Origin of the sequence: Collimonas sp. NPDC087041 (assembly GCF_044745265.1) — a bacterium.
Taxonomy (GTDB): domain Bacteria; phylum Pseudomonadota; class Gammaproteobacteria; order Burkholderiales; family Burkholderiaceae_D; genus Collimonas.
On sequence record NZ_JBIUZX010000020.1, the window covers coordinates 1,525 to 2,622 of the forward strand.

Consider the following 1,098-nt stretch of genomic DNA (forward strand, 5'->3'; position numbering starts at 1 on the left):
ACGTCACGTTGCTGTTGGTCGTGCTCAAGCCGGTCGACAACGAAGTGATACCGCTGGTGGCTGTACTCAAGCCAGTCGAAGTTGAGGTCGACAACGAAGTCACGTTGCTGTTGGTTGTGCTCAGGCCAGTCGACAACGAAGTCACGTTGCTGTTGGTTGTGCTCAGGCCGGTCGACAGCGAAGTCACGTTGCTGTTGGTCGTGCTCAAGCCGGTCGACAACGAAGTGATACCGCTGGTGGCTGTACTCAAGCCAGTCGAAGTTGAGGTCGACAACGACGCGACATTGCTATCGGTTGTACTCAGGCCTGTCGACAGCGATGTCACGTTGCTGTTGGTCGTGCTCAAGCCAGTTGACAGCGAAGTGATACCACTGGTTGCTGTGCTCAAACCGGTTGAAGTCGAAGTCGACAACGACGCGACATTGCTATCGGTTGTACTCAGACCAGTCGACAACGAGGTCACATTGCTATTCGTCGTGCTCAGCCCAGTCGACAGAGAAGCCACGTTGCTATCTGTTGTGCTCAAGCCAGTTGACAACGAAGTGATACCTGTCGAAGCCGATGTCGACAGCGAAGTGACGTTACTGTTGGTTGTGCTCAGGCCGGTTGACAGCGAAGTCACGTTGCTGTTGGTCGTGCTCAAGCCAGTTGACAGCGAAGTGATACCGCTAGTGGCTGTGCTCAGACCAGTCGATGTCGAGGTCGACAACGAGGTCACGTTATTGTTGGTTGTACTCAAGCCAGTCGACAGCGATGTCACATTGCTATTCGTCGTGCTCAAACCGGTCGACAGCGATGTGATGCCAGTCGAAACCGAAGTGGACAACGAAGTGACGTTGCTGTTGGTTGTGCTCAGGCCGGTCGACAGCGAAGTCACGTTGCTGTTGGTCGTGCTCAAGCCAGTTGACAGCGAAGTGATACCGCTAGTAGCTGTGCTCAGACCAGTCGATGTCGAGGTCGACAACGACGCGACATTGCTATCGGTTGTACTCAAGCCGGTCGACAACGAAGTGATGCCACTAGTTGCTGTGCTCAGGCCAGTCGACAGTGAAGTGATACCGCTGGTGGCTGTACTCAAGCCGGTCGAAGTCGAAGTCG

1 pseudogene is annotated in these 1,098 nt (G+C 54.6%); it reads right to left on the reverse strand.

Annotated features, from left to right (window positions below):
• A pseudogene (locus ACIPF8_RS23685) lies at positions 1-1,098 on the reverse strand (cell surface protein); the annotation flags it as partial.